Genomic DNA, 19257 nt, shown 5'->3' with positions numbered 1-19257 from the left:
TCTTGTCATCCCGGGCTTGACCCGGGATCTCGGGACGCAGACGCGAACGCCACCGCGGTCCCGACCCGGGACCGACGGTGGCGCTCGGCGCTCGGCGACGAACCGCGATCAGTTCACGACCGCGCCCCCGACGTGGTGGAAGTCGGCGCCCGCGCCACTCTGCCCGTAGTCGTCGAAGACGCCGACGGCCTCCCGAACCTGCTCCTCGGTGAGGATGTCGACGGGTCCGCCCAGGGACTTCGCGACGGCGTAGGTCTTCGCCGCCTCCTCCAGGTACACGCACGCGTACAGCGCCTGCTTGAGGGTGGAGCCGACGGCGATGACGCCGTGCTTGCGCAGCACGACCGCCAGCCGGCCGGCCAGGTTCGCCACGGCCTGGACGCCCATCTCCTCCGTCGCCGCCGAGGTGAAGGACGCCACCCGCACCGACCCCTTCACCGCGTTCGCCATCGTGGTGACGCAGCACGGGAGCTCGTCCATCGACAGTCCGAGGGCAGTCGCGTACGGCTGGTGGGTGTGGATGACCGCCTGCACCTCCGGCATGGCGTTGTAGATGTGCAGCAGCGCCCCGGTGTCCACCGAAGGGCGGAGCGCGCCCTCCACGACGGTCCCGTCCGGGGTCAGGACGGGAACGTCGTCCGGAGTGAGCTGCTCGTACATCAGTCCCGAGGGCGTGACCAGGATGTGCTCACCGACCCGCAGGCTGACATTGCCGCCGGAGAGGGCGACCAGCCCGTAGCGGTCGAGCATCCGCCCGGTGCTGATCACCTCCTCCTTCTGCTGCTCATGCATGCCGCGTGCCTTCTGCCGGGGTGTAGCCGGGCAGCCCTGCGCGCACCTGGAGCGAGTCGGGATGGAGCCGCATGTCGATGGCACGGATGCCTGCGACCAGGTCGTCGCTGTCGGAGTACGCCTTCCACTCGATCCAGTACTTCTGTTCGCGTCCGCCCTTCTGCTGCAACCGGAGGTACACGGTGTCGCTCGCACGGAACTCGCGGACGCGGAACTCCGCCAGGTCGGCGACGGCGTACGCGCGGGACTTCCGCGCGTCCGAGAACACCAGCTTGTCCTCGGTGATCTCGATCGTCCTCGGCACGCTGCCGGTGAGCAGGAGCCGCAGTGCCGCGTACGTGCCGACCACGAGCGGGATCAGCCACAGGGTCGACCACGCGCCGCCGTTGATCAGCCGCTCCACCGACACGACGGCGACGATCGCAGCGAGGATGCCCTCCGCGTAGACGCGGGACGCGTAGAGCGACGAGTTGTGGGTGAACACGGTCTGCTCAGGCATCGGCGCCCACCTCGGCCAGCTCGCGCAGCTCGCGCGCCTCCCTCAGGATCCGGACGCGGTTCCAGAAGGCCAGGCCGAGGGCGATGACACCCACGATGACCAGGCCGAAGATCCCGAGGTCCTGCAGCCGCACGATCGCCCAGGTGAGCGGATTCGCGCCGTCGCAGATGCTGGAGATCATCGTGGCACCGTCCGGCATGGTGAAGTTGGCGTCGATCGCGGCCTGGGTGAACAGGGGCGCGAGGTTGGACGAGATCAGCAGGCCGACGGCCAGCACGATCACGCCGATCACCAGCGCGCGGAAGCCGTTGCCGCGCACGAGCGGGGTGATCAGCACGAACATCCACGGGATCACCGCCAGGTCGGCGAACGGCAGGACGGTGTTGCCGGGCAGGATGACGGCGAGGAACACGGCCACCGGCACCAGGATCAGCGACACCGACAGGGTGATCGGGTGACCGACACCGACCGCGGAGTCGAGGCCGATGTAGATCTTGCCGCGGTTGCGGAACTTCTTGCTGATCAGGTCGGACGCTGCGTCGGAGATCGGCAGCAGGCCCTCCATCAGCAGTGCGGCCATCTTCGGGATCAGGACGAGGACTGCTCCCATCGTGATGCCGAGCACCAGCACACCCTTCACGTCATACCCGGCAACGATGCCGATGATGAGGCCGAGTGCGGTGCCGATGATGATCGGCTCGCCGAAGACACCGAAGCGGCGCTGCGCCTTCTCCATGTTGATGTTGATGTCGCGGACGCCCGGGATCATCTCGAACAGCTTGTTGAAGACCCAGGCGATCGGGGCGTAGGCAGCGGAGAATCCGTGGGGGAGGGAGATGCCCGGCATGTCGAGGCTCTTCTGCACGTGGGGTGCGGTGACGTCACCGATCACCATGATGATGATCATGTTCAGGACGGCGGCGACCACGCCGATGACCTGGCTGCCGGTGAGGATCGCGACCAGCGCGCCCGTGAACGCGAAGTGCCAGTAGTCCCAGATGTCGATGTCGACGGTCTGGGTCGTGTTGGTGAGGAGCATCACGACGTTCACGAGCAGGCCGACCGGGATGATCACCAGGCCGACGGTGGACGCGAACGCGATGGCGGCCGCGGCGGGCCAGCCCACGTCGATCACCGAGAGCTTGAGGCCGTAGTGCTCGACCATCGCCTGGACGGCCGGGCCGAGGTTCTCCGACATGGCTCCGATGACGAGGTTCAGGCCGATGAAGCCGACGCCGACCGTGAGGCCCGCTCGCAGCGACCGGCCGAAGCCCGCTCGCAGGAACAGGCCGAAGATCAGGATGATGATGGGCATCATCACCGATGCCCCCAGGTCCTTGATGAATTCGAATACGCTCAGGAAGGTGTCCATGGTCCTACAACTGCCTCGCTTTCAGGTGTGAGTTGGTGTTTCAGGGTGTGCTGCAGTAGGGAAAGGGCGGCGCTGACGACGCCGACCCGGTGGACTATCGCGGTGGACGGTGAATTCAGGCGTCCATGAGGCCGAGGATCTCGGCCACCGTCTCCTCGGTGCCGATGCCGGTCAGGAACGAGACCGCGCGGACGAAGGGGATCTTCAGGTTGTCCGGTTTGAGGGTGGTGGAGATCACGAAGTCGTTGCCGGGGGCCTTCGCCACGACCTCGGCGATCTTGCACTGCTCGATCTTGTACTGACCCTTGTAGCCGCGTTCATCCAGCTGTTTCTCGATCTTGAACCGCACGGCCGTGGACGTGACGATCCCGGACCCGCAGGCGAGCAGGATTCGCTTCATGTGGTTCCCCTTCCTGTCTTCGGTGTTGGTTGTGGACGCGGTGGTCAACGCAGGCCGGCTCTGGCGAACGTCTCGACCACCTCGAGCGGTGAGGTCGTGGTGCGGAGGGTGTCGATGCTGGTCCGGTCCTGGATCAACTCGACGAGCTTCTGGAGCATGGGGATCTGGTCCTCGGTCTTGTGGAGCGCGAGCATGATCACCAGCGAGACCTCGGCCGTGGCGGTGTCGTCGCCCATCTGCCGGAAGGTGACCGGGTTCTGCAGCGACATGAAGCCGAGTTGGTCGGTCCTGACGTGCTCGGCGTCGGTGTGGGGGATGGCCACGGCGATGTCGCCGAGGTCCAGTCCTGTGGGGTAGCGCTGTTCGCGGTCCAGCACGGCGTCGGGGAAGCTGGCCAGGACGAGGTCGCGGGAGACGAACTCGCCGGCCAGGCGCCGCAGGGCCTCGTCCCGGTCGGACGCCGCGTCCTGGAGCAGGACGATCGATTCACTGAAATACATGACGCTCCTTCGCGCTCGCGCGACGTCGGTGGACGCCGCCGGGACTGGCGACGGTTCGGAGGGGGACGTCCGCGAGGTCGGGACCGCGGGGAGCCTCCCAGGCGCCGGCGGGCTCGATGCTGTCGGCGCACAGCCGCAGCCGGTCGGTGCGGACGAGCGCACGGGACGCGGCCACGGGACGTTCGCCGTCTCCGAACGCGACCGCCTCGACGATCGCGATCGGCCGGCCCTCCTCGATCTCCAGCAGCGGGGACGTGTGGTGGTCGGTCGAGGCCGCCTCGATGGTGCGTCGGACGTGCGTGATCTTCACGCCCGCCACGGAGCCGAGCTTCTCGAAGAGGCTGGCGCGCGGGTCCCTGAGGTCGGCGAGGAGGCCGATGAACCACCGGGGAAGGTAGTCGGTGACGAGCACGGCGGGCTGCCCGCGCAGGAACCGGAGCCGCTCGAGCGCGAACCCCTCCTCGCCCACGTTGCACTCGAGCAGGCGGACGGCCCAGGGGGGAAGGGTCTCGATGCGTCCCTTCAGCACGATCGACTCCAGCGGGCTCTTGCCGTGCAGGTTGACCCCGCCCAGGACGCTGGCCGTCGTCGGGAGCACCCAGTTGGGCGAGCCGGCCAGACCGGCGACGTAGGTGCCGGATCCCCGTCGGGAGTAGACGAGCCCGGCCGACCGGAGGTGGTCGATCGCTGTGCGGACGCTGGTCCGGGAGGCCCCGAACTGTTCGCACAGCTGCGGTTCGCTGGGGAGTCGGGTCCCCTCGATCCAGGTGTCCTCGCGGATCAGGCGCTCGATCTGCCCGCAGATCTGGAGCCAGACCGGCGTGGAACTGGCCCTGTCGAGCGGTGTCCACACGACGGTGTTGACAGCATCCATTGCTGACTCCTCCTTGAGGTCCCGCTCACCATACGAAGTCCTGTCTTGGTCGGGTAGAGACAACTTGAAGTCTCTGGAACGACCGTCAATGAAACGACACTAGTACCGTTTGACTAGGTATGACTCGTGTTCCACCGCGCCGGACGGCCCGCTCTGCGCAGCCGTCGGGGAGGTCCGCGGGAGGGTACCTGGCCCAAGTTGTCCCTGCCGCACTGGTCCGCGCCGGTGGGGATCCGGGGTCAAGCCCGGAATGACAGGGATCGCGCGGTGCCGCGCTTTTCTTGTCTTCCCGGGCTTGACCCGGGATCTCTGGGAGAGTGCCGTCCGCAGAGGCATTGCGTGGCGGCGGCCCTTCGTGACGCTCGCTTCGCTCGCTCCTCAGGGACCGTTTCGTTGTGACTCCCGCACCGGACGACCGCTGCGACGCAGGAACCGCCGTCCCCTGCGATGGGGACGGCGGTTCGGGGGTGGGTCTGTGGGGACGGGGAGGGGCCTAGTTGACGTGGAAGATGCTCACGCCTCCGGGGCCGACGATGAGTCCGACCACGATCAGGACGATCCCCCAGAGGATCTGCTTTCGAACGATGGCGAAGATGCCGGAGATGACCAGCACCGCGGCCAGGATCCAGAGCAGTAGAGCCATGTGTACCTCCTGTTGTCTGTCGAACTACTTCTTGAAAGCGTCCTTGACGTTCTCGCCGGCTTCCTTGACGTTCGCGCCGGCCTGGTCGAGCTTGCCCTCGGCCTCGAGCTTCTCGTTCCCGGTGAGCTTGCCCCAGCCCTCCTCGACCTTCCCCTTGGCTTCCTGCGCAGCGTTCTTGACCTTGTCGTCGATGCCCATGGATTCCTCCTGACCTGTCGTGATGTGCATGATGGGGTTACCCGGTCGGGAACGGCCGCAAACGTGGAAGTGGGGGACGCAGGGTGAGTGACGCCGAACGCGCGGACGCAGCGGCGCTGCGGCTGGGCATCCTGGCCCGGCTGGCCGACGCCGTCGGACTGGCCGAATCGCTCGAACAGGTGGCGCAGCGCGGTGTGGCCGTCCTCCGCCAGAACGACGCCGACCACGCCGCGGTCTGGTTGCTCGAGGTCCTGCACCCCGGCTACGGGGACACTGCGGCGACCGTGCTCGCGGACGCGCCCGTCGCCGATCCCGGCCACGTCCACGCGCGGGACGCGCACGCGCTGGCGATCGCCACCGTCGGATCGGGACGCCCGGAGGCGCACCCGCTGGCCGGCCCGGACCTCGTCGAGCTCTACGCCCAGCCGGTCGTCGAGCCGGGCCAGACGTCCCCGTCCCTCGTGCTCGTCGTCGGGTCAACCCAGCCGCTCAGCGGCGACGCGGGCTTCGCCGACTACCTGGAGCTCGCCGCGGCCCTGTTCGGCGCCGGCTACGGCGGGTTGCGCGAACTCGCCCAGGAGCGGCAGCAGTCGGAGAGCCTGCGAGAGCTGGACGCGGCGAAGTCGGCGTTCCTCGCCAACGTCAGCCACGAGCTGCGCACCCCGCTGGCCCTGATCGCCGCTCCCCTCGACGACGTGTTGCAGGCCGGCGATGCCTCTGCGGCGGCGAGGGACCGGCTCACGATGGTCCGCGCCCAGGTGGTCCGGCTGACCCGGATGGTCGACGCGATGCTCGACTTCAGCCGGATCGAGGCCGGACGGATCGCCCCCAACGTCGTCGAACTCGACGTCCCCGCGCTGCTGCGGACGATCGTCGCGGCGTTCGGCCCGGCGATCGAGCGCGCGGGGCTGCGCTTCGACGTGGAGATCCCCGACCTCCCGCACACGGCACTCCTCGACCAGGACATGCTCGAGCGGATCGTGCTCAACCTGCTCTCCAACGCGCTGAAGTACACCCCGCGCGGCTCGGTCACCCTCACCCTGGTGCCGGTGCGCGACGGGTTCGAGATCGCCGTCACCGACACCGGGATCGGGATCGCGGTCCGCGACCAGGAGCGCGTCTTCGCCCGGTTCGAGCAACTCCCGCGGCACTCGCGCGCCCGCAGCAGCGAGGGCGCCGGGATCGGGCTCGCCATGGTGAAGGAGCTCAGTGAACTCCTCGGCGGCCGCGTCGACCTCCGCTCCGCGCCCTCGCGCGGCAGCACGTTCACGATCCGGCTGCCGTACCGCGTGCCCGAGGTCGCGCTCGCCCTGGAGGGCGTCCGTTCGGTCACCCCCCGCGGTGTGGCCGCCTTCCTCGCCGACGTCGAGAGCTGGGACCCCGCGCCCTCGGCTGTCGCGCCCGCGCCGGTGGTCGCGCCCGGGGAGCGTCCGCTGCTGCTCGTGGTCGAGGACAGCGCGGACCTGAGCCGCTACCTGCGCGAGGCGCTGTCCGACACCTACGAGGTGTCGGTGGCAGCGGACGGTCTGCAGGCACTGGCCATGGCGCGCCAGCGGCGTCCCGATGCGATCCTCTCCGACGTGATGATGCCCGGGCTGGACGGGTTCGGGCTGGTCGCGGAGGTGCGCGCCGACCCACAGTTGCGGGACCTCCCGGTCGTGCTGCTGTCCGCCCGCGCCGGGCTCGAGGCGTCCACGACGGGCCTCGCACAGGGCGCCGACGACTACGTGGTGAAGCCCTTCGACCTCGCCGACCTGCGGGCGCGGCTGGCCAGCAACATCCGGCGGGCGGCCGACCGCTCGGCGGACGCGAGCTGGCGTCGGGCCATCATCCGGTCGCTGCACGAGGCGGTGGTGATCTCCGACACCGACGGACTCGTCACCGAGTTCAACGACGCGTTCCGTCGCCTGGTCGGCTGGAGCATGGCCGACGGTCCGTTCAGCCCGCCGTACCCGTGGTGGCCGGACCCCGAGACCGATCCGGACGCCTTCGAGAGGATCCAGCAGGCCAACCGTGAACTCTTCGACGACGGGGTGATGGAGGGCGAGTTCCAGCTGCGCCACCGCAGCGGACGGACGGTGTGGGCGTCGTACAACGGCAGCGTGGTGGAGCTGCCGGGACGCGGCCGCGCCGCCGTGCTGAAGACGCTCAGGGACGTGACGCGCGACCACGCCGCGCGTGTGCGCAGGCAGGACGCGGCGCGGATCAGCGCGGAGTTCACGACCGCCGATTCGCTCGAACAGCTGGTCGGCATCGCGGTCGACGGGCTGCACGCGCTGTTCGACGGGGACTCGACCGTGCAGGTGGCCGGGCCGGGCGTCGTCCAGACGTTCACCGCGTCCGGACCCATCGAGCTGGACGGTCTGCCGGCCGCGATCGCCGCGCGCCTGGCCGGGACGGACGCTGCGGAGCCGGGCGAGCCCGGCGGCGTCGTCCAGGGCATCCTGCTGGTTCCGCCCAGCACGCTCGGCGGGACGCGTGCGTGGGTGCAGTTCGGGGAGCCGCGTGCGGTCGCGGCGGACGAGCAGATCGTCGCCGACATGCTCGCCGGGGCGTTCGCGCTGGCCGTGGACCGCGTCCTGACCGTCGGCGAACTCGCCGACAAGCAGGCGAACCTCGAGCGTGCGATCGAGAGCCATCGACTGATCGGCCAGGCCGTCGGCGTCCTCGTCGAGAGGCACCGGCTGACGCCGTCACAGGCGTTCCAGTCGCTGCGCCGCGCGTCCCAGGACCGCAACATCCGGATCAGGGACCTCGCCGAACGCGTCCTGGAGACCGGCCTCGACCCCGACGCCGCCTGACGCCGCTGCCGTCCGGGTTGGCGCGTAACCGGGGACGGTTCCCGATTTCCCGCCAGGGTGCCCCGGGGACGGGTCGGTTGCCGCAGAGGGGGAGCGGCAGGAGGGGGATGACCCATCCCCGGGACGGACTCAGCCGGCGAGCGGCTCATCCTCGGTGAGAGCGTCGCGGGCGCGATCCAGGCTGCGCCGCAGGATGCGCGACACCTGCATCTGGGAGACGCCGAGCCGGCGTCCGATCTCGGACTGGGTGCAGCCGTCCTCGAACCGCCACTTCAGCACCTGCTGCTCGCGGCCGCTCAGCCCGGACAGCGCGCGCTGGAGAGCGATCCGGTCGACCAGGCGATCGGTGTCGGCCTCCTCGGCGAGCGTGGCCCCGAAGGTCATCTCGCCGTCGGCGTCCAGCGGCGCGTCCAGCGACCACGGGCGGTAGCTGCCGTCGGCGGCCGTCGCCTCCCGGACCAGCTGGGCGTCGACGCCCAGCTCGGTGACGAGTTCGGCCGTGCTGGCCCGCCGGCCGAGCCGCTGCTCGAGCTGCTGGCCGTGCTGGCTGGCCCTGGCGCGGAGCTCCTGGATCCGGCGCGGGGGTCGCACCACCCAGCAATGGTCCCGGAAGTACCGCTTGATCTCGCCGGTGATGGTCGGGACGGCGAAGGCCACGAAGCTGCGTCCCTCTGCGGGACGGAAGCGCCTCACGGCCAGGACGAGGGCGACCCTGGCGACCTGGACGAGGTCGTCGCGATCGGCCCCGCGATGGGCGTAGCGGTTGGCGAGGGCGTCGCACAGGCCGAGGTTCAGCTCGACGAGTTCCTCGGTGATGGCTGCACGCTCGGATTCCTCGGTGCAGGCGGTCAGGAGCTCCAGCAACGCATCGGTGCGGAGTTCGCGGGACGAGGGAACAGCGGTGACGCTGGAGGTGGTCATGGGGCCACGTGCCATCGTCGTCTCCTTCTCTGAAGGACGCCAGGAGTCGGCACGTGGTTTGACCGCTCAAGACTGAATCCCACGCTGGCAGAGGGAAAGCGCCGGGTCAATGGCCTTTCGTCGGGCTTTCCGCCTGCTCGCGCAGAAATCCGACCGCGGTCCTACGCAATTGCGCTCACCCCGCGAGAGCGCAGGTTGTCCGAAAATGCCGAAACGCCGCCGTCCCCGCAGGCCCGAAATGGGACCTGCGGGGACGGCGGCGAATTGGCGCCCGGTCACCCCGCCATTGCGGCGGGGGACCGGTGTCGGTCAGGACGGAATGGTGCCCGCGGCACTCTCCAGGTGGGCCCGGACGAACCACTGGAACTTCTCCAGGCCGCCGGTCTGCCCGATCAGGAGGTCCTGCGTGACGAGGTCGAGGTCCTCGACGTCAGCGATCGCCTGGCGGTTCTCGGCGATCACCCGGTCGTACTCCTGGTCGAGAGCGGCCAGGTGGTCGGGAACGAGCGCCCGGTCCAGCGGGTAGTCGTCCCAGTCGCGCGTGCGGGTGATCTCGGCCACGGTCCCGCGCGGGGCGAAGCCGAGCGCTGCGATGCGCTCCGCGACCGCGTCCGCGTTCAGCCGGACCTCGTCGACCTGCGGGTCGATCATCTCGTGGACGCCGATGAAGCTCGGGCCGACCACGTTCCAGTGCACGTGCTTGAGGGTGAGCGAGAGGTCGTTGTAGCTGTTCAGGCGCTCCTGCAGGATCTCCACGACCTGCTTCGCCTTCTCCTGGCTGAGACCCGGAAGGGTGAACTTGCTCTTGGCCATACGTGTGCTCCTTCGTTCGCGTTCCGCGCTTCCCCGTGGCCATTACCCCGGGGCGGACGGACGTACTCGACGTTACCGACAACCGCGTCCCCCGGGGCGGCATTCCCCGGGTTCGAAGAGCCTCAGACGCCGTTCAGGACGGCACCCAGCCACGTCCCGGCCGCGGCCAGCGCCAGCGCCAGCTCGCCGATCATGCCCAGCCCGGTCGCCTTGAGCGCCACGAGTGCCGACGTCCACGCCCGGGACGCCGGACTCGGGTCGCCGATGCGGTGGATCCGGACGTACTCGGCGACGAACAGGCCCAGCGGGAAGAACAGCAGCAGGCCGACGACGGGCACGACGAAGAAGCCGATGATGCCGGCGATCCCTGCGACGACGAGCGAACTGCCCGGCACTCCCGCCGCGCGGGTGCGGTGCGTGGTCAGGTACCAGGTCAGCGTCATCCCGCCGGCCAGCAGGACCAGGCAGATCGCGGTGATGAGCCACGCCGCGGGCGTCCCGGTCACCACACCCCAGGCGAGGATCGCGAGGGCGATCAGGATCGTTCCCGGCAGGACCGGGATGACGATCCCGAGCAGGCCGACGACGACCGCGATGCCGACGATCGCGTTGAGCACGGCGCCTCCTCCCGTCCGGTGGACCCGGGTCTGCCGCCCAGTGTGCCAACCCCGTCCCAACCTGCCCGCCCCACCACTCGGCCCGGGGAACGAGGGGACGGTTCTTTCGTTCCCGGCACGAAGGAACCGTCCCCGCGTACCCCCCGCCGTCCATGGTCTGGTCGTCGGGGCGATCGGACGCGGGAGTGGCACCGGACGTCCTAGGGTGGAACGGCGGTGCCGCGGTGGCACCGGAACCCTCGCAGGAAGCTGTCCCGATGCCGTCCGACACGTCCCCCCGCACCCGCGTTGCCGCCCCGAGCGACGCCGCCTTCGCCGCAGCCCGGCAGCTGAGCGACGGCCAGGCCAAGCCCCTCGGCGCGCTGGGCGACCTCGAGACGCTGGCCGCCTGGGTGGCGTCCTGCCAGGGCACCTGCCCGCCGCGCCAGCTCGACGACGTGCGCGTGGTCGTGTTCGCCGGCGACCACGGGATCGCCACGGACGGGGTGTCCGCCTACCCGGTCGAGATCACCCCCGCGATGGTCTACGGGATCGCCGGGGGTCACGCCGGCGTCTCCGCGCTCGCCGCGGCGAACGACGTGACGGTGTCCATCTACGACCTCGGCGTCGCCGTCGACTTCCCGGACCTGCCCGACGAGGTCAGCCGCTTCAAGGTGCGCCGTTCGTCCGGTGCCATCCACCTCGAAGACGCGCTCACGCGCGCGCAGGTCGAGGCCGCCCTGGCCGCGGGCGACACGATCGCGGCCGAGCAGATCGCGGTCGGCGCCCAGCTGCTGATCTCCGGCGACCTCGGCATCGGCAACACCACGATCGCCGCCGCGCTGATCGCCGCCACGCTCGGCGTCCCTCCGGCCGCGGTGACCGGACGTGGCACTGGCATCGACGACAGCACGCTGGTCCACAAGACCGCGCTGATCGAGGCCGCGCTGTCCCGGGCCGGTGACCGGGTCGCCGACCCGGTCGAGAGGCTGGCAGCGCTCGGCGCCGCCGACTTCGCCGCCGCGGTCGGGTTCATCTCGGGGGCGGCGCGCCGCGGCGTCCCGGTCCTGCTCGACGGGGTGATCGCGGTCGCGGAGGCCCTCGTCGCCGAGGACTACGCGCCCGGCACGAAGGCCTGGCTGCAGGCCGGCCACCGTTCGACCGAGCCCGGCCAGGCGCTCGCGCTCGACCGGCTCGGCCTGAAGCCCCTCGTGGACTTCTCGATGCGCCTCGGCGAGGGCAGCGGCGCGGTGCTCGCGGTGCCGATGATCCGCTCGGCGGTCGCCGCGCTCACCGGGATCGCGCAGCTGTCCGACCTGACGTGAGCGCTCTCGCGGGGCTGCGGCTGTCGGTCGGCCTGCTGACGGTCGTGCCGGTCCGCCCGCCCGCGCAGCTCGGACGCCCCGAGGCGCGCGCGGCGATGCTGCTCGCGCCGGTGGCCGTCCTCCCGGTCGCGCTCGCGTCCGCCTTGGTCGGGTGGGGCGCGATGGTGGTGGGGCTGCCGTCCGCGCTGGCGGGAGTGCTCGTCGTCGCTGGGCTCGCTCTCGGCACCCGGGCCATGCACGCGGACGGACTGGCCGACACCACCGACGCGCTCGGCTCCGGAAAGGACGCCGAGGGTGCGCTGGCGATCATGAAGCGCGGCGACATCGGGCCGATGGGGACGGTGGCGCTGGTGCTTTCGCTCGGCGCGCAGGCGATCGCGTCCGGGGTGGTCCTGGAACGTCCGTGGGGCTGGGTGCTGCTGGTCGTGCTGCTCTGCCTGTCGCGAGCGGCACTCGTGCTCGGCTGCGCGATCGGGGTGCCGGCCGCGCGACCCGGAGGACTGGGCGCGCTGGTGGCAGGCAGCGTGCCGGTGCCGGCCGCGGTCGCGGTCTGGCTACTGGGCGCGGCGGCCCTCTGCGGAGCCGCCTTCCTGACCGGAATGCCCTGGTGGCAGCCGGTGCTCGCGTGGGCGCTCGCGCTGCTGGCCTGCCTGTGGCTTCTGCGCCGCTGCGTCCGCCGCTTCGGAGGGATCACGGGCGACGTCCTCGGCGCCCTCGTCGAGGTGGCCGCCAGCGTCCTGCTCGTGGTGCTGGCGGCGTCTCCGCTGCAGGGGTGATCGTCCGGGGGCGCGGCGGCCCAACGCGGGCGCTCGCTGGCGCTCGCTCCTCAGGGACCGTTCGGGGTGGCGGCACTCGTCCCAACGCTCCCTGAGGAGCGTTCGCGAGGGACGAGCGAACGTGTCACGAAGGGCGTCCGCCACCTTCGCTCAGGTGCGGGTTGCGACGAGGGCGAGGCACGTCCAGGCGACTCGGACGGTGCCGCCGCCGGCGTCGATCGTCGCCGCCACCCGATCCAGGACGGCGGCCTGCTGCGCGGCGTCCAGGCGGGTCATCGCGCCGCTCGTGCGGAGCTGGTCGAGCCACTCGTCGCGGGAGTAGTCCACCTCCCAGTCCGCGCTCCACTGCTCTGGGTCGGTGAACCGCCCTTCGGCGCGGATCCCGTCCGCCGCCCGGTCGAGCACCGGCTGGTAGGACGCGGCGCCGCCCGCCCGTCCCCGCAGGTCGAACGGCGCGTCCGGCACCACGTCGGCGAACGCGTCGGCGAAGGCGGCCGCGACCGCCGCGTCCGGGGTGGCCACGTTCCACAACGGCGCCAGCAGGCCACCCGGGCGCAGGACGTCGGCCGCCTTCGTCGCCCCGGCGCCCGGGTCGATCCAGTGCCAGGCCGTGCCGGCGAGGACGCCGTCGAACGACCGCCCTTCGGGGTTCCAGTCCTCGAAGCGCGCGACGTCGACATCCACCCCGCTGTCGCGCGCGAACGCAGCCATCCGCGCGTCCGGCTCGACGCCCCGGACGAGGCACCCCGCGGCCGCGAGTTGGCGGGCCAGGATGCCCGTCCCGCTGCCGACGTCCAGCACCTCGGTGCCCGGGAGCGCCGCGATCACCCGCGCCAGCAGGTCGGCCGGGTACTCGGGGCGGGCGCGGTCGTACCGGGCGGGGTCGACGCCGAAGGACTCGGCCATCCCCCGGGCCTCGTGCGGCTGGCTCATCCGTCCTCCTTCGTCCCGTAGCGCGCGGCGACGCCCGCGAGCACGACGTCGAGGTACGCCTCGAACCGTTCGGTGGGGTCCTTGACCAGGTGGCGACCGGACTCCCGCACCAGGGGGGCGTCGTCGCCCAGGGCCGCGTCCCGCTCGGCCAGCGGGTAGCGGCCACTCGTCCGCTCCTGCTCCTCGATCACGAAGCCGACGACGAAGGCCGTCACCAGCTGGGCGGCCGCGATCCCGTGTTCGAGGCTGATCCCGGACGCGACCAGGTGCTCCAGCCACGGCTCCTGCGCGCGCAGGACGTCCGGGTCGGTGAGCTTGGTGCCGCTGAACGTCCGGGCGCCGTCGCGGTGGGCGAGGTACTCCCTGCGCAGCACCCGCGCGTACGCGGCGAGGCCCTCCGACCAGGACGCGCCCAGCGACTCGTCGGCGAGTGCGCGGGCGACGCGGCGGCTGATCTCCGTGCCCATCTCGTCGAGGATCTCCTGCTTGCTCGACATGTGCCAGTAGAGGGCGGGGGCCTTCACCCCGAGGCGGTGCGCGAGCGCCCGGGCGGTCACCCCGTCGATGCCCTGCTCGTCGAGGAGGTCGAGTGCCGTCTGCACGATGAGTTCGCGGCTGATGCCCTTGGCCACGTTGACAGCTTAACAGCGTTAAGGCACTCTGGAGAACGTACCTGAACTTAGTTAAGGAGCTGTCATGAGAGCAGTCGTGATGACCGCGCCGGGCGCGGACCCGACCGGAGGAACCTTCGCCGAGCCGGAGCCGCGGCCCGGCGAGGACGTCCTCGAACTCGTCGGCGCGGGGGTGCACCAGGTCGTCCGCTCCCGGGCGTCCGGCGCGCACTACAGCAGCGCAGGCCTGTTCCCGAACGTCCCCGGGGTGGACGCCGTCGCGCGGACCGCCGACGGCCGGCTGGTCTACACCGGCTGGATCCGGCCGCCGTGGGGGACGATGGCCGAACGGATGGCCGCGAGGGCGGGGATCGACCTGCCCGAGGGCGCCGACCCCCTCGCCGTCGCCGCCGGGGTCAACCCGGCCATGTCGGGCTGGTTCCCGCTGGCGAAGCGGCACCAGGAGGCCGGCGGTCTCGGCACCGTCCTCGTCATCGGCGCGACCGGGATGTCGGGCCGTCTCGCCGTGCAGTCGGCGTTCGCGCTCGGGGCCGATCGGGTCGTCGCGGCGGGACGGGACGCAGGGCGGCTGGAGGAGGTCGCCGCGCTCGGTGCCGTCCCGGTGTCGCTGAGCGGTGATGCCGCGTCCGCGCTGGCCGACGCACTGGCGGGGGAGCGTCCGTCGATCGTCCTGGACTACGTGTGGGGCCCCGCGGCGGAGGCCGCGTTCGACGCGCTGAACCGGTCCGGCTTCGACGAGGACGGGGGCATCGAGACGGTGTACACCCAGATCGGTGGGCTGGCCGGACGCCTGGCCGCCGTGCCCGCCGACCTGCTCCGCAGCCGGCCGATCCGGATCGTCGGAAGCGGGATCGGTGCGGTGTCGAACGAGGAGCTGCTCGCCGGCCTGCCGGGCCTGATCGGGCTGATCGCCGACGGCACCCTCCGCGTCCCGTACACCCCGTTCGCGATCGAGGACGCGGCCGCGGCGTGGGCGCACACCGGCGACCGCGCGGTCATCGTCCCTTGATCCGGACTCGCGGCCGGGTCAGAGCGTGAGCGGGCGGCCGGCGACCAGGAGGACGACCTGGTCGCAGGCCGCGCCGATCGCCTGGTTGATCCGGCCGAGGTTGTCGGCGAACAGGCGTCCGGCGCGGTACTCCGAGACCAGGCCCCAACCGACCTCGTTGGTGACCAGGACCACATCGTGCGGGTGGGTGCGGACGGCGTCGGCCAGCGCGTCGGTCTCGTCGGCGAGCCTTGAAAGCCACGCGTTGTCGTCGGCGTCCCACGCCTGCCAGCTGTCCAGCAGGCGGGTCAGCCACGTGCCGAGGCAGTCGACGAGGACCGGTCCATCGGCTGCGGCGAGTTCGCCGGCGAGGGCGAGGGTCTCGACCGTCCGCCACGCACCGGGACGGCGCAGTCGGTGGGCGGCCACGCGCGCTGCCCACTCGGCGTCCCTCGCCGGGTCGGCGGGGTAGCCGGGGGTGAGGTAGGTGACCGGCGCGGCCGCGTCCATGAGGCACTCGGCATAGCGGGACTTCCCGCTCCGGACGCCGCCGGTGACCAGCACGTGAGTCATGCGTCGAACCCTACTAACCTCTCAGCCGTGACCGACGCCTTCGTCTCCACCGGGCACCTCGCCCCCACCGCGGACGTGAGCCGCATCATCCACGCCACCTGGGCGGAGGCGAACGCCGACACCGGCGGCGCGAACTCCGCGGTGTACCCCGCGCTCGCCGCCGCCGACCCCGAGCAGTTCGGGCTGTGCGTCGTCGGCACGGACGGACGCGTCTTCGACTGCGGCGACGCCTACACGGGCTTCTCGCTGATGAGTGTCGCGAAGCCGTTCACGTTCGGGCTCGTCTGCGCGGCATTGGGCGCCGAGCGCGCCCGTGCCGAGCTGGGGGTGAACGCCACCGGCCAGGCGTTCAACGCCGTGGAGCCGGTGCTGGCCGCGTCCGGGGGGCGCACCAACCCGATGGTGAACGCGGGCGCGATCGCCACCTGCAGCCGGGTTCCCGGGAACGGCGTGGATGAGCAGTGGACGCACCTGCTGGCCGGCCTGTCCGCGTTCGCCGGCCGTGACCTCGCGCTGGACCAAGAGCTGTACGAGAACGTCAACGGGACGAACCTGCGCAACCGGGAGATCACGGCGGCGCTCGCTGGGCAGGGCGCGCTGGCGTCCGAGCCCGACGACGCGCTCGAGCTGTACACGCGGCAGAGCTGCCTCGTGGTCACCGCCCACGACCTCGCGGTGATGGGGGCCACGCTCGCCGACGGCGGCGTGAACCCGGTGACGCGGGTGGAGGTCGTGCCGGGGGACCTGTGCCACTACGTGCTGGCGGTGATGGCGACCGCGGGCATGTACGAGCACTCCGGCGACTGGCTCTACGACGTCGGCCTGCCCGGGAAGTCGGGGATCGGCGGCGGCATCGTCACGGTCTCGCCCGGCAAGGGTGGCCTGGGCAGCTTCTCGCCGCGGCTGGACGCCGCGGGCAACAGCGTCCGCGGCGTCCGGGCCGCCGCACGACTGGCCAGAGAGCTCGGCCTGGGCCTGTTCGCGTCCCGCGCGGAGTAGGGCGCGCCGGCCCGGGAGGAATCGCCCACGATTCCCCGATCCGGAGCGACATCCCCCGTGCCCCGGGAGTCCGTGTGATCGCCGCGGGTGAGCGTCCCAGAGATCCCGGCCTTCGCCGGGATGACAAGGGAGGCGTCATCCCGGGCTTGACCCGGGATCTCCGTGTTCGTCCGGGTGGATGTTCGGGCTGCTCTGCGGTTCTGCGCCGCGGATCGTCCGACCGAAGCTGTGTGGGCGCCGGTGGCGCTTCTGTGGTGCGATTTGGCGGGGTCCGGGTGTGGGTTGGCCCGGGTTCTTGTCATCCCGGGCTTGACCCGGGATCTCGGTGTTCGTGCGACCGGATGTTCGGGCTGCCCTGCGGTTCTGCGCCGCGGATCGTCCGACCGTGGCCCTGGGGGGCGCCGGTGGCGCTTCTGTGGTGCGATTTGGCGGGGTCCGGGTGTGGGTCGGCCCGGGTTCTTGTCATCCCGGGCTTGATCCGGGATCTCGGTGTTCGTGCGGGTGGATGATCGGGCTGCCCTGCGGATTCGCGCTGCAGTGGGGCTGATGGTGGCTGTGCGGGCGACCGTGGCGCTTCTGTGGGGCGATTCCGCAGCGCGGTCGCCTCAGAGGACGCCCGACGTGATCCGCGCGGCGTCGTCGCGGTAGCCGCGGGCGTGCTCGGCGAGCTCGGGGTTCGCCAGCCGCACGGACGCCTCGTCGCTGAAATCGGCGAGCGCGTGCAGGCGCTCGACCACCACGGGGAGCAGGTCGTCCGCGCTGAGCGGGGAACCGTACGTGGCGAGCAGGCGTTCCAGACGCTCCCGGCGAGCCTCGCCCGGCGGCTCAGCCGGATCGGTCCACCCGGTCAGCGGCACCAGCCGATACGCGAGATAGGACAGGTCCCACGCCCGGGGCCCCGGCGTCGCGTAGTCGAAGTCGATCACGCCGGCCAGCCGGCCATGAACGAAGACCAGGTTGTACGGCGCGAAGTCGTTGTGGCAGACCACCTCGGCGGGCTCACGGACGGGCGCCCGCCAGCCGTCCCTCACCCCGGCCAGCGGGAGCGACGCGTCGTGCAACCGGCGCAGCAGCCTCGCGGCGTCGTCCAGCACCTCCGCCGACCACACCCACGCCGGCATCGGATACGCGGGCACCACACCGGCGACGAAGCTGAGCCGCTCCCGCCCGTCGTCAGTGAACCCGAGCGGACGCGGCGTCCCCGCGATCCCCGCGGACGCGTACAGCTCGAGCAACCGGTGCACGTTCGGCGTCCACGGGCCCGCGACCCGACGCACCTCGTCGCCGAGCCGCGTCACGGGCCCCATGTTGCCGCCGGCCAGCGGCTGTTCGGCCTCCATGCCCCGGATGCTACGACGCCTGCGAGCGCCGCGCTCACGCCAGGCCGGCGCGGTACTCCTCGGTCGCCAGCCGGACGCAGGCCGCAGCCACCCGCATGGCCGTGCGCACCTCCACGACCGGCGGACGCGTCGGCGCCAGCCGGATGTTGCGGTTCTCCGGGTCCTTCCCGCCGGGATAGGTCGCGCCGGCCGGCGTCAGCGAGACGCCCGCGGCGTTGGCGAGTTCGACCACGCGGGCCGCCACCGGTTCTGTGGTGAACAGCGAACTGAAGTAGCCCCCGCGCGGGGTGGTCCAGGTGGCGTAGGCGCCGTCGGTGCCGAGTTCGGCGCCGAGGACCTCGTCGACCACGGCGAACTTGGGCGCGATCAACGCGGCGTGCGCGCGCATCAGGCCGTCCAGCCCGCCCGGGTAGCCCTCGAGGAAGCGGACGTGCCGCGCCTGCTCGACCTTGTTCGGGCCGATGCTCTGCGCGGCCAGGTAGCGGGTCAGCCAGGCGATGTTGTCGACCGAGCTGCCGACGAATCCCAGCCCGCCACTGGCGTAGGTGACCTTGCTCGTGCTGCCGAACACGAACGCGCGGTCCGGGTGCCCGGCGGCCGCGCACAGGCCGACGAACTCGACCGTCGCGGCCGGCTCACCGAGGTGATGGGCGCGGTAGGCGTCGTCGGCGAAGATCGTGAAGTCCGGTGCCGCGGCGTCGAGGGACGCCAGCTGCGCGGCCTTCGCCGGGCTGATCGTCTCGCCACCGGGGTTGGAGTAGGTGGGCACGAACAGGACGCCCTTCACCGCGGGGTCGGACGCGGCCGCGGCGATCGCGTCCACGTCCGGGCCGTCGGCCTGCATCGCCACCGTGACCAGCTCGAAGCCCAGCGTGGTGAGCAGTTCGAAGTGCCGGTCGTAGCCGGGCGTGGTCACGACCATTCGGGGCCGCTCGTGCACCCACCCGCGCTGCGAGGACCGGACGCCGTGCAGCAGCGCGAACCCGAGCACCAGCCCCTGCAGCTCCAGCGAGGAGTTGTTCCAGACCACCACGTTCGCCGCGTCCAGCCCGAGGTACCGCCCGAAGAGCGCCCGTGCGCTCGGCAGGCCGGCCACCCCGCCGGGGTAGTTGCGCAGGTCGAGCCCGTCCTGGGTCGTGGCGCCCGGCGCGACCGCCGACAGCAGCCCGTCGGACAGGTCGAAGTCCGCGCCCGAGGGTTGCCCGCGCTGGAGGTTCAGCTTCAGCCCGAGTGCCGCGAGTTCCTGGTGGGCTGCCTGGGCAGCGGCGAGCGCCGTGGTCAT

At 71.5% G+C, this 19257-nt stretch carries 21 protein-coding genes; 5 read left to right on the top strand and 16 right to left on the bottom strand.

The annotated features are described in order from the left end of the window. Window positions 1-108: 108 nt before the first annotated feature. The 8 genes from QM779_RS13115 to QM779_RS13080 all read right to left on the bottom strand — a co-directional run bounded on the left by QM779_RS13115 (window position 109) and on the right by QM779_RS13080 (window position 5278). On the bottom strand, window positions 109-792 hold the full coding sequence (locus QM779_RS13115) for a class II aldolase/adducin family protein (protein WP_428535919.1): 684 nt from the start codon (window positions 790-792) through the stop codon (window positions 109-111). After that, entirely contained in the window at window positions 785-1291 is a 507-nt protein-coding gene (locus QM779_RS13110; RefSeq protein WP_428535917.1) for a hypothetical protein, read from the bottom strand. Before QM779_RS13110 ends, QM779_RS13115 begins: the two co-directional genes overlap by 8 nt. Next, window positions 1284-2663 carry a PTS galactitol transporter subunit IIC gene (locus QM779_RS13105; protein ID WP_428535915.1) on the bottom strand — a complete coding sequence of 460 codons (1380 nt, stop codon included), beginning with the start codon at window positions 2661-2663 and terminating at the stop codon, window positions 1284-1286. The genes QM779_RS13110 and QM779_RS13105 overlap by 8 nt, the downstream gene beginning before the upstream one ends. Before the next feature lie 115 nt (window positions 2664-2778). Beyond that, a complete protein-coding gene (locus QM779_RS13100) occupies window positions 2779-3063 on the bottom strand; it encodes a PTS sugar transporter subunit IIB (protein ID WP_428535913.1) in 285 nt (94 codons plus the stop codon). A gap of 44 nt (window positions 3064-3107) precedes the next feature. Next, the gene (locus tag QM779_RS13095; RefSeq protein ID WP_428535911.1) at window positions 3108-3563 is read right to left on the bottom strand and encodes a PTS sugar transporter subunit IIA; all 456 of its coding nucleotides are present in this window, start codon (window positions 3561-3563) and stop codon (window positions 3108-3110) included. After that, window positions 3550-4437, bottom strand: a complete 888-nt coding sequence (locus tag QM779_RS13090; RefSeq protein ID WP_428535909.1) for a GntR family transcriptional regulator — start codon at window positions 4435-4437, stop codon at window positions 3550-3552. Before QM779_RS13090 ends, QM779_RS13095 begins: the two co-directional genes overlap by 14 nt. 493 nt (window positions 4438-4930) lie before the next feature. Beyond that, a complete protein-coding gene (locus QM779_RS13085) occupies window positions 4931-5080 on the bottom strand; it encodes a GPGG-motif small membrane protein (protein ID WP_415153692.1) in 150 nt (49 codons plus the stop codon). A 24-nt stretch (window positions 5081-5104) separates the two neighbouring features. Beyond that, a complete protein-coding gene (locus QM779_RS13080) occupies window positions 5105-5278 on the bottom strand; it encodes a CsbD family protein (RefSeq protein WP_428535907.1) in 174 nt (57 codons plus the stop codon). Window positions 5279-5361: 83 nt separating this feature from the next. Between QM779_RS13080 and QM779_RS13075 the strand changes: the two genes are divergently transcribed. Continuing rightward, on the top strand, window positions 5362-8079 hold the full coding sequence (locus QM779_RS13075; RefSeq protein WP_428535905.1) for an ATP-binding protein: 2718 nt from the start codon (window positions 5362-5364) through the stop codon (window positions 8077-8079). A 129-nt stretch (window positions 8080-8208) separates the two neighbouring features. Here QM779_RS13075 and QM779_RS13070 read toward each other — a convergent pair whose 3' ends face one another. The 3 genes from QM779_RS13070 to QM779_RS13060 all read right to left on the bottom strand — a co-directional run bounded on the left by QM779_RS13070 (window position 8209) and on the right by QM779_RS13060 (window position 10430). Beyond that, a complete protein-coding gene (locus QM779_RS13070; RefSeq protein WP_428535903.1) occupies window positions 8209-9015 on the bottom strand; it encodes a sigma-70 family RNA polymerase sigma factor in 807 nt (268 codons plus the stop codon). Window positions 9016-9309: 294 nt separating this feature from the next. Next, entirely contained in the window at window positions 9310-9813 is a 504-nt protein-coding gene (gene dps / locus QM779_RS13065; RefSeq protein WP_428535901.1) for a DNA starvation/stationary phase protection protein Dps, read from the bottom strand. A gap of 122 nt (window positions 9814-9935) precedes the next feature. Next, entirely contained in the window at window positions 9936-10430 is a 495-nt protein-coding gene (locus QM779_RS13060) for a DUF456 domain-containing protein (RefSeq protein ID WP_428535899.1), read from the bottom strand. 257 nt (window positions 10431-10687) lie between these two features. Between QM779_RS13060 and cobT the strand changes: the two genes are divergently transcribed. Further along, a complete protein-coding gene (gene cobT / locus QM779_RS13055; protein ID WP_428535897.1) occupies window positions 10688-11734 on the top strand; it encodes a nicotinate-nucleotide--dimethylbenzimidazole phosphoribosyltransferase in 1047 nt (348 codons plus the stop codon). Then, a complete protein-coding gene (locus tag QM779_RS13050) occupies window positions 11731-12510 on the top strand; it encodes an adenosylcobinamide-GDP ribazoletransferase (protein ID WP_428535895.1) in 780 nt (259 codons plus the stop codon). The genes cobT and QM779_RS13050 overlap by 4 nt, the downstream gene beginning before the upstream one ends. A gap of 150 nt (window positions 12511-12660) precedes the next feature. Here the strand turns inward: QM779_RS13050 and QM779_RS13045 are convergent, their stop codons facing one another. Together QM779_RS13045 and QM779_RS13040 are read right to left on the bottom strand one after the other, a co-directional pair. Further along, on the bottom strand, window positions 12661-13443 hold the full coding sequence (locus QM779_RS13045; protein WP_428535893.1) for a class I SAM-dependent methyltransferase: 783 nt from the start codon (window positions 13441-13443) through the stop codon (window positions 12661-12663). Continuing rightward, entirely contained in the window at window positions 13440-14075 is a 636-nt protein-coding gene (locus QM779_RS13040) for a TetR/AcrR family transcriptional regulator C-terminal domain-containing protein (RefSeq protein ID WP_428535891.1), read from the bottom strand. Before QM779_RS13040 ends, QM779_RS13045 begins: the two co-directional genes overlap by 4 nt. A 64-nt stretch (window positions 14076-14139) precedes the next feature. Here QM779_RS13040 and QM779_RS13035 point away from each other — a divergent pair, with 64 nt between their 5' ends. Then, entirely contained in the window at window positions 14140-15084 is a 945-nt protein-coding gene (locus tag QM779_RS13035; protein WP_428535889.1) for a zinc-binding alcohol dehydrogenase family protein, read from the top strand. 18 nt (window positions 15085-15102) lie between these two features. On the opposite strand, the gene QM779_RS13030 is transcribed toward QM779_RS13035, so the two are convergent. Then, entirely contained in the window at window positions 15103-15636 is a 534-nt protein-coding gene (locus tag QM779_RS13030; RefSeq protein ID WP_428535887.1) for a bifunctional adenosylcobinamide kinase/adenosylcobinamide-phosphate guanylyltransferase, read from the bottom strand. Window positions 15637-15663: 27 nt separating this feature from the next. On the opposite strand from QM779_RS13030, the gene glsA reads away from it, so the two are divergent. Further along, the gene (glsA, locus tag QM779_RS13025; protein ID WP_428535885.1) at window positions 15664-16635 is read left to right on the top strand and encodes a glutaminase A; all 972 of its coding nucleotides are present in this window, start codon (window positions 15664-15666) and stop codon (window positions 16633-16635) included. A gap of 605 nt (window positions 16636-17240) precedes the next feature. On the opposite strand, the gene QM779_RS13020 is transcribed toward glsA, so the two are convergent. Together QM779_RS13020 and QM779_RS13015 are read right to left on the bottom strand one after the other, a co-directional pair. Continuing rightward, window positions 17241-17975, bottom strand: coding sequence for a phosphotransferase (locus QM779_RS13020; RefSeq protein WP_428535883.1), 735 nt, complete (start codon window positions 17973-17975; stop codon window positions 17241-17243). A 34-nt stretch (window positions 17976-18009) separates the two neighbouring features. Further along, window positions 18010-19257, bottom strand: coding sequence for an aminotransferase class I/II-fold pyridoxal phosphate-dependent enzyme (locus QM779_RS13015; RefSeq protein WP_428535881.1), 1248 nt, complete (start codon window positions 19255-19257; stop codon window positions 18010-18012).

Source organism: Propionicimonas sp., assembly GCF_049840635.1.
GTDB lineage: Bacteria > Actinomycetota > Actinomycetes > Propionibacteriales > Propionibacteriaceae > Propionicimonas.
This window is presented reverse-complemented; position numbering and strand designations above follow the sequence as displayed.